Below are 8,567 nucleotides of genomic sequence, written 5' to 3' on the forward strand. Positions count from 1 at the left end.
CTCAGGCTCAATCTCAGGCTCAGGCTCAATCTCAGGCTCAGGCTCAATCTCAGGCTCAGGCTCAATCTCAGGCTCAGGCTCAGGCTCAGGCTCAGGCTCAGGTTCAGGTTCAGGTGTCTCTTCGGAAGTTTCTTTTAATTCTCCGATTACATCATAAACATTTGTGTCGTTTTCGATTTTGTATGGCTTGTTTAAATCCAAAAGATAATCAACTTGTGCTGGACCAACATCGAAGACTTCAATTAAGGTTCGAGAATTTTCTATGACAACAAATATCTTTTCCAATGCTTCTAATGTGGAATATTCATCATAAGAAGCTGCAACTTGTTTTCCATTCTTAAATAAGATATATCCTTCTTCAGAACCAGAAGTAACCCTGATGAATCCGTTTTTCCCTTCCTTGTCTAAATCTTCAATTAATTTCTGAAAATCTAGCTCATCAGCGTACGAAACCATTGAAGGTTTGGTTATGGGCATCTCCATTTATATCTCTCCCCATATCCCTATATTATTATCAACAATAAATTTTGACTATTTTAATACTTCTAATTTTTATCAATAATAATTCAGATAATACAATATATAACTGTTGCAAGTTTTTGTTATTATACTTACTTTCGGATAAGCTTTATTTCTGCAGGAGTGATGATGATAATGTTTCTGCCATTTTTACATAATAAAATGGCTTCTCCTCCATGATTATCACGGAATGATTTTAATTTCTCTGCTGCCAACTGAAAATCGTTGGGTGAATCTTTTTCAAGAATACTCATATCCATAATAATGGGATTTTTTTCATCTAATACTTGACTGAGGGCATAATCGAATTCGTCTATGTTTTGGACCTTCATTAATACTATTTCATAAAATGAATGTTCCGGCACTATTATTGTTTCCTGTTCATCCTTCCCTTCCTCTTCTTCCAAGCCAAGATTTTTCTTTAAATAATCCATGATGTCCTTCATTTTTCAATGTCCCCTATTATCTATATATTCTGTTATTGCATCTAATAAGATTGACGCTCCACCCTGAAAAATATCCACAGCAGGAAGCATATATTTTTTCTCACATTCTGAAAAAATATCCGCCTTTGATTTATCTTCAGTGAAATTTCTTAAATTTAGGGAAATGCCCACAACTTTAGTAGGTTCCATAGCTTCTATGGCCCTTATCTCCTGTTCAATTCCCATTGGATAACGGTAAGGATGGTTAAAACGATGACAAACAATGGCAGCGTCGGGTTGGGCGCCTGCCAAAATTGCTGCAGATAAACCTCGCGGATGTGGGTTCTGCCTCTCAGTTAGGCTAGATTGGCTTTCTATAAAAATTATGTCAGGACTCTTCTCTTTCTCTATATATTTTACACTTCCCATTACTGCTGAAGCAACATCCATAACAGATAAACTGCCAGCCCTAAAATTAAGATCCACTGGTTGTTCTAATCCCATTTCATCAGTTGAAATAACACCCGGATTAAGTCCCATTTTTTTTGCAGTTTGCCCCAATAAACGTGTGGTTGTTCGTTTACCACACTCTTGTGAGGTTCCTCCCACAAAAATTACTGGAGTCTTAGGCTTATAATCAAGTTTTGGGAGAACTTCAGTGCATGTGGCCGGTGCTTTCCCAAATAATTTTTTTACCACATCAAGCCGGGGACTTATTTCCTTTAACTGGACATTTTTAGACTTGGCAAAATCCAATAAAGATTGATTTCGATGCAATGGAAGAGATCGAAAAGAACTAACCACATTTAGACCAAGATCTATTGCTTGAACTGCATATTTAATTGCAGATCCTTCCGCCCCAATTGGTAGCATTATGGCTACACTGCGAGCATCAGTAGTTTCGGCGAGAGTAGGTAAATCCGAGGAAATAATATTATCACAAAATCTTTGACCTTGTTTTTGTTTATTATCGTCTATAAAACCAACAGCTTTAATTCCAGTGAAGTTAGCAAATTTTTCGCCACCACCACCACACCCAATGATTATGAATGGATTAAATTCTTGTAATTCCTGAACAGAGGCCACAAAATACAAAAGATCACTCCTGATAAATTTACTGAATAAGTGAAATATTACATTACTTATTTATTTAATAAATGTCAAACCAAGATATATACTTTAGGTAGCATGTATAATTCTATTGTGGAGGCATGATTATGATAGAAAGAATACTTAAAGATTTAGGCCGAATAAATGGGGTAAGTGGATCCCTCGTGGTTGGTAAAGATGGTTTGATAATCGAAAGCGAAGTTCCAACCGATATAGATTCAGAGTTAGTTGCTGCAATGGCTTCTGCTGTTTTTGGTACTGCAGAACGTTCTGCAGAAGAAATGAAACACCAACCTCTCCAGCAAGTCATGATTGAGGGTAGTAAAGGTAAAACCTTGATGATTGATGCCGGTGAAGGCATACTGGTAGTGATTGCAGATATAGATATTAATCTTGGTCTGATTAGGATTGAGATGCGTCGCAGTGCTGAAAGAGTTGTGGAATTCCTAACTTAATACTATTGGGAATTCCCAAAAAAATTTATTAACACAAAATCGTCGCATATATCATTCATATCCCTTGAACTCGATAATTATAATAGCAATCATCCCTGAACCACCCTGAAAATTGCAATTGGATATTATTGCACTGGAGGTCACACTTTGAGAAAACCTTACGTTATACTCATTGGAAGTGCTTCGGGAATTGGAAAATCAACCATCGCTTCTGAGTTAGCTAAAGAGCTGGGTATTAAACATCTTATTGAAACTGATTTCATTCGTGAAATAGTTCGAGGCATCATTGGTCCCGATTACGCACCTGCCTTGCATAAGTCATCATATAATGCATATGTTACTTTAAGAGATAAACAACGTTATGGTGACAATACTGAAAGTTTGATTGATGCTGGTTTTGAGGAACATGCTTCTTTTGTTATACCTGCTATTGAGAGGGTTATTAAAAGAGCCGTTGATGACTTTAATGATGTGGTAATTGAAGGAGTCCATCTTGTTCCCGGATTATTAGATATAGAAAAATTCAAGAATGACGCATCCATCCACTTTTTTGTGCTTTCTGCTGATGAAGAAGTGCATAAAGAGAGATTCGTGAGAAGGGCTATGAAAATTAAGAGGGGAGGAAAACATCTGGACTATTTCAAAGAAAATCGGATCATAAATAATTATCTAGTTCAACAAGCATTTGAGCATCGAGTTCCTGTGATAAACAACTTAGATATTAATGATACCAAAAAGAGGATGCTCACTCTGATAAAGGAAATATGTAAAGAGATGATTTTCCGTCATTCTGTTGACCAGTTAGAGGTTGAAACTGATATAATTCTTAACAAGTATGGCGGTCGCATAATGGATGTTTCATATTTCCTCCCTGGTTTTGGAGAGCCCTTAAAGAGAAAAGTTAATGTTTATGACCCTGTTGAGGCTAAAAGATTTATTAATTTACTCGAAGAAAATCCTAAAAGGAAAAAAGATTTAGAAGGACTTTATGGGCTTTCAGGAAATATTCATCGGCACAAAATCTGTGCCCCTGACAAAAAAAGTCTTAAATCTATGATTAAAGAACTAGATGAAAAGGGATTACTCTATAAATCAGATGAATAGAGTTATTGGACACGATTAAATTGATCTGTTGATTAAAAAAAATCTTTTTTTTTGATGAGTTAGTTAAATTTTCAAAAAAAATGAAAATGTTCAGACGATTTTTTTTTAAATTAAATGATTATTTCAGAGTATTATAGATTTGATTCAATAAAATAATTGGAGTAATAAATTTGAGTAAAATGTTTTCTGACTGCCCAATATGTAAGGCACGTCAAAAAATGGAAGTGACTACAAAAACTGAAAAAATCCCCTATTTTGGGGAGATCATGGAATCAACACTTTTATGCCATGAATGCGGCTATAAACATGCTGATACCATTTGTATTGAAAAAAAAGATCCTGTCAAATACGTTCTCCTAATTGGGAAGGATAATTTAAATGCCAGGGTGGTGAAATCACAGTCAACTACCATGACGATTCCCGAACTAGGGCTTAAGGTGGAACCAGGACCCCAATCACAAGGATATGTCTCTAATGTAGAAGGAGTTCTTGATCGATTCGAAAAAGCGGTTAAAACCGCTTTGTCATGGACTGAAGATCAGCAAAGCAGGGAAAATGCAGTTAAAATAATGGAATTCATTGATGAAGTTAAAAATGGTAATAAAAAGGTTACTTTAATACTGGAAGATCCTTTTGGCCATAGCATTATCATACATGAAAATGCTCAAAAAACTGAATTGACCCAAGATGAGATTAAAAGATTAAAAACTGGATTTCTCACATTTGAAAATGAGGAATTAGAATATGAATGAAAAGGATATATGATTTTTGAAAAATTTGCACATTTCTTGAGTTGATTGTACGGTTTAAGTAAAAAAATAAAAAAAAAATGTTTACGTAACCCATAAAAAGGTACTTAATCCATAAATGGAATATCTGATTCTTCTTCTGGAACGTCTTTGAGTTTAAGTGTCCTTTTTACATCCATACTCAAAGCATCACAATCTGCTTTTATTGCATGTAAGTGCATCAATATCCTCTTTTTTTCCTCATTAATTCTTTCAATATTCTGATAAGGATAGATCGACTCTTTCAGCATTTCATACTCTATTGTGGTGTATGGATATTCGTTTAGTTGCTCGCAAACCTTAACCAGCACTTCACCAAGGAACTTGTTCATTTCAACTTTTACCCTTTCTCTGATCATCTTGTCAGAGTCGAGATTTTGTTTCATCAAGCGCACGACTTCGGCTTTGGCGAAGGGCAAATCTTCCCCTTCTTCTTGTGAACTTTCATCTTGATCATCAGATTGGATAATTTCTTCATTTTCTTCTTGTAAATCTTCTTGGTTAAATTCTTCTTCATTTTCGTCGTACATTACGGGTTCTCCTGATAATTTCAAAATAGTGCCACTACTAAAATGTTATGTGCAGGGTCTCTTATATAGATATGGTTAAAATGATGATTTACGTGCAAAATTTATGCTGATTTATACTTATATCATGACAATAATCATAGATCAAATAAAAAATATTGGCAGTACTGAGTAACCTTAGTAGAATATTTCATTTGTGAATGTATATGTCTTATTGCATTTTATCTAATTCTAGACTTAGGTCCAATGATCTTGCAGAATGAGTCATGTATCCAGTGGATATAACATCCACCCCTGTCTTTGCAAAAGGAACAATATTTTCAGAATTAATTCCACCCGAAACCTCAATTAAGATATTATTATGGAGATTTTCCTTATCGAGAACTGATAAAACATTTTTAACTTCATCTGGAGACATGTTATCGAGCATTATAATATCTGCCCCTGCTTTGGCAGCTTGAAGTGTTTCTTCAATGGTTTCAACTTCTATTTCTATTTTTTTAGTGAAACTGGCATATTTTCGGGCCCGAGACACGGCTTCAGCTACATCCCCAACCAAAGCCAAGTGGTTGTCCTTGATTAGTATACCATCATCAAGACGATAACGATGGGTATCTCCTCCTCCAGCCCGGATGGCATCTTTCTCAAAAAATTGAAGCCCCGGAGTGGTTTTACGAGTTCCAGCGAGGATGACATTAGGATTGGCCTTTTTAACCATTTTAACCATTTTTGCTGTTAAAGTTGCAATTCCACTCATTCGCATCATAAGATTGAGAACAGTACGTTCTAAACTCAGGATATCATGAGGATCACCAGAGATTTCCATGATAATTTGACCTTCCTGAACCTTTTCACCATCATTTTTCATGATTTTGGTTTCCACTCCAAACTCAGTGAAAATTTCAGATGCCAAGTACACTCCAGCAACTGTTCCCTCTTCGTTAGATATTATCTTACCATTGACTTGCATTCCCTTTGGGATCAATGCACGGGTAGTGATATCCTCAAAACCTAAATCATTGGAAATAATATTTTTAAGGCCATAGATCATGATTACACCTTACTTGTTTCCCCTACATAATTTAATAAAATTTTATTGAATCATTCATAAAATAATATCATCCATATAGAAAAATGAATGCATTAGAATCATTTTCAATAATAGAATTATGAAATGAATGATTATAGCTGGAATACTTATAATATTTTATTAAATTTGGAATATATATTTTCACCTTCAAATAAATACGAGTTATTATGGATATAGGCTAAATATTGATATAGAATCTATTTAAAACATTAATCCATAAACTATTAAAAAAATAAAGAGAATAATAGAAGTATATCCAATAATAAAATAGCCTTTAAGAACATGAATCATAACGAACATAAAACCAATAAGAAGAAATTTTTTTACTGAACATTAAGAATTTATATGAACTTGGTGAATCTGTATGGAGCTAATATTTTTAGGAACATCATCTGCGCTCCCAACTACTAAAAGAAATCATTCAGCTATAGCTTTGAAGGCTTTTGGAGAAGTTATGCTTTTTGATTGTGGGGAAGGCACCCAACGACAGATGACACATCTTAAACTTAGCCCAATGAAGATAAACCAAATTTTCATCACACACCTTCATGGTGACCATTTTTTGGGATTGCCTGGCTTGATACAGTCCATGGCCTTTAGAGGAAGGAAGAATTCATTGCACATCTACGGTCCAGAAGGAATTATAAAAACTGTAGAAAACATTAAAAATTTGGGTTACTATTCCCTATCATTTCCCATCAATGCACATGAAATCAGGGGGATAAATGAAGGAATAATTAGAGAAACAGAAGAATATATAATTAAGTCTTGCCCCATGCAACATTCCATCCCTAACTTGGCTTATTCAGTTGAAGAAAAACGATCACCTAAATTCCAGAAAGATAAGGCTTTAGAATTGGGCTTAAAACCGGGACCTGATTTCGGTAAACTTCAAAGAGGTATCTCAGTAGAGGTTAATGGCAAAATAATAAAACCTGCAGAAGTACTTGGTGAAAAAAGGAAAGGAAGGAAATTTGTCTACTCTGGAGACACCCGTCCGTGCGCTGAAATGGTTAAATTCGCTTACCAAGCCGATGTTTTAATACATGAATCAACATTTGATTCGGCCCAAGAAGATAAAGCCCTGAAAACAGGCCATTCAACTAGTACTCATGCAGCAACAATAGCAAAAGAAGCTGAAGTGTCTAACTTAATTCTTTTCCACATGAGCACCCGTTATAGGGATAGTGATATGTTAAAAAAAGAAGCAAAAGAAATATTCCAAAAGGTTACAGTAGCTGAAGATTATATGGTCTTTGAGGTGAAAAAACATGACTGATCCTGATCCAATGTATTTTACCTTAATTAAAATAGCTATAATCCTTATTTCTTCCTTCATTATTGTAAAATGGGCCATGTTCATTTTGCGAAAAACTGGGAAAAAATTAAATATGGAACCCACATTGATACAGGTTATTAATGAAATTATTAAGTATTCTGTTTTAGCCGTGGCAATTACTGTTGTTGTAAAGGAAGTTGGATGGGATATCAGTGGCATAATTGTAAGTTTAGGGATTGTTGGTGTGGCAGTTGGTTTTGCAGCCCGAGACACCCTGTCTAATTTCATATCTGGGATGTTTATACTGGCTGATAAAAGCTTTAAAATAGGAGACATCATTGAAATATCTGGCAAAAGTGGTACAGTGATGAAGCTTGGTTTCAGGGTAACCACCATAAAAACCACAGATAATAAAATTATTACCATACCTAACTCCAATTTCTCCAAGAATATCTACCTAAATTATACTGCAGAAGAAACACGAAAAGTTGAATTGGATATAAACATTCCCTACGAGATGGATCTAGATGTAACAGTTGTTTCCCTTGTAAATGCAGCATCAAACTGTAAATGGGTGTTGAAAGAGCCTAAACCAAATGTTCTAATTAAAGAGATGGGAGACACAGGCATAAGGGCAAGTTTAAATGTTTGGGTAAGTGATCCCTGGAAAGTGGCAACTTACCGTAGCCAGTTGGCTATGAAAGTTAAGGAACTTTTGGTTGGGAGAGATTCCAGTGAAAATGTCAAAGTATAAAATTGCATCTATTATGATTGTGCTTTTGTGTGTTCTTTTAGCGGCAAGTATAGCAATAGCTGGTTTTCAACAAATGAAAAATGTTACCAAAGCTCAACAAACTGTTAAAGAATATAAGGAAAGGATGAGCAACCCTGTCAACGCCCTTGACCCCTCTGATTTTAGCGGTTATATGAATGCCCAATTATACATTCCTAAACTGAAGATTTTTGCAACTATCCGTTCTGATACTGTAAATGCGTATGATGCTGTTTATCACTACCCCGAAAGCGTTATGCCCGGTAAACCAGGAGAATGTGGGTTATTAGGCCATAGAACTAAATATTCTGGATTATTTACAAATATAGCATCTTTAAAACCAGGAGATAAAGCAATTATTAGAGATTTTATCCAAAGGAAGAAATTTGTATACCAAGTAACTTCAAATGGAGATGATATCCGTTGGGACTACAAAACAAACCCTATAAGATTTTCACAAGAAGGAGAAGCACGTTTGTTAATTGTTACATGTTATCC

10 protein-coding genes and 1 pseudogene are annotated in these 8,567 nt (G+C 35.1%); 6 read left to right on the forward strand and 5 right to left on the reverse strand.

Translation table 11 applies throughout. The features are described from left to right. Nucleotides 1-60 precede the first annotated feature (60 nt). The 3 genes and pseudogenes from GXZ72_08495 to GXZ72_08505 form a co-directional block, all read right to left on the reverse strand. A pseudogene (locus GXZ72_08495) lies at nt 61-483 on the reverse strand (DUF4388 domain-containing protein). A 128-nt stretch (nt 484-611) separates the two neighbouring features. Continuing rightward, nucleotides 612-965, reverse strand: coding sequence for a cell division protein SepF (gene sepF, locus GXZ72_08500; protein HHT19583.1), 354 nt, complete (start codon nt 963-965; stop codon nt 612-614). 3 nt (nt 966-968) lie between these two features. Next, nucleotides 969-2,039 carry a DUF1611 domain-containing protein gene (locus GXZ72_08505; GenBank protein ID HHT19584.1) on the reverse strand — a complete coding sequence of 357 codons (1,071 nt, stop codon included), beginning with the start codon at nt 2,037-2,039 and terminating at the stop codon, nt 969-971. A 122-nt stretch (nt 2,040-2,161) separates the two neighbouring features. On the opposite strand from GXZ72_08505, the gene GXZ72_08510 reads away from it, so the two are divergent. The 3 genes from GXZ72_08510 (at nt 2,162) to GXZ72_08520 (ending at nt 4,365) form a co-directional block, all read left to right on the forward strand. Then, nucleotides 2,162-2,509, forward strand: coding sequence for a hypothetical protein (locus GXZ72_08510; protein HHT19585.1), 348 nt, complete (start codon nt 2,162-2,164; stop codon nt 2,507-2,509). A 147-nt stretch (nt 2,510-2,656) separates the two neighbouring features. Continuing rightward, nucleotides 2,657-3,613, forward strand: coding sequence for a hypothetical protein (locus GXZ72_08515; GenBank protein ID HHT19586.1), 957 nt, complete (start codon nt 2,657-2,659; stop codon nt 3,611-3,613). Nucleotides 3,614-3,783: 170 nt separating this feature from the next. Further along, entirely contained in the window at nt 3,784-4,365 is a 582-nt protein-coding gene (locus GXZ72_08520; GenBank protein HHT19587.1) for a ZPR1 zinc finger domain-containing protein, read from the forward strand. Nucleotides 4,366-4,469: 104 nt separating this feature from the next. Here the strand turns inward: GXZ72_08520 and GXZ72_08525 are convergent, their stop codons facing one another. Continuing rightward, nucleotides 4,470-4,931, reverse strand: a complete 462-nt coding sequence (locus GXZ72_08525) for a hypothetical protein (protein HHT19588.1) — start codon at nt 4,929-4,931, stop codon at nt 4,470-4,472. 208 nt (nt 4,932-5,139) lie between these two features. Further along, entirely contained in the window at nt 5,140-5,979 is an 840-nt protein-coding gene (gene nadC, locus GXZ72_08530) for a carboxylating nicotinate-nucleotide diphosphorylase (GenBank protein ID HHT19589.1), read from the reverse strand. 403 nt (nt 5,980-6,382) lie between these two features. On the opposite strand from nadC, the gene rnz reads away from it, so the two are divergent. The 3 genes from rnz to GXZ72_08545 form a co-directional block, all read left to right on the forward strand. Then, complete coding sequence (gene rnz, locus GXZ72_08535; protein HHT19590.1) at nt 6,383-7,297, forward strand: ribonuclease Z; 915 nt, start codon at nt 6,383-6,385, stop codon at nt 7,295-7,297. Further along, on the forward strand, nt 7,290-8,051 hold the full coding sequence (locus tag GXZ72_08540) for a mechanosensitive ion channel family protein (protein HHT19591.1): 762 nt from the start codon (nt 7,290-7,292) through the stop codon (nt 8,049-8,051). The genes rnz and GXZ72_08540 overlap by 8 nt, the downstream gene beginning before the upstream one ends. After that, on the forward strand, nt 8,038-8,567 hold a 530-nt coding region (locus tag GXZ72_08545; GenBank protein HHT19592.1), incomplete at its 3' end, for a class E sortase. The genes GXZ72_08540 and GXZ72_08545, both read left to right, overlap by 14 nt.

The organism is Methanobacterium sp. (genome assembly GCA_012838205.1).
In the GTDB taxonomy this organism is placed as follows: domain Archaea; phylum Methanobacteriota; class Methanobacteria; order Methanobacteriales; family Methanobacteriaceae; genus Methanobacterium.

What these genes read in the sequence shown, in the direction of transcription:
- rnz (HHT19590.1), top strand. Translation starts at nt 6,383, where the DNA reads ATGGAGCTAATATTTTTAGGAACATCATCTGCGCTCCCAACTACTAAA.
- nadC (HHT19589.1), bottom strand. Translation starts at nt 5,979, where the DNA reads ATGATCTATGGCCTTAAAAATATTATTTCCAATGATTTAGGTTTTGAG.
- GXZ72_08540 (HHT19591.1), top strand. Translation starts at nt 7,290, where the DNA reads ATGACTGATCCTGATCCAATGTATTTTACCTTAATTAAAATAGCTATA.
- sepF (HHT19583.1), bottom strand. Translation starts at nt 965, where the DNA reads ATGAAGGACATCATGGATTATTTAAAGAAAAATCTTGGCTTGGAAGAA.
- GXZ72_08525 (HHT19588.1), bottom strand. Translation starts at nt 4,931, where the DNA reads ATGTACGACGAAAATGAAGAAGAATTTAACCAAGAAGATTTACAAGAA.
- GXZ72_08510 (HHT19585.1), top strand. Translation starts at nt 2,162, where the DNA reads ATGATAGAAAGAATACTTAAAGATTTAGGCCGAATAAATGGGGTAAGT.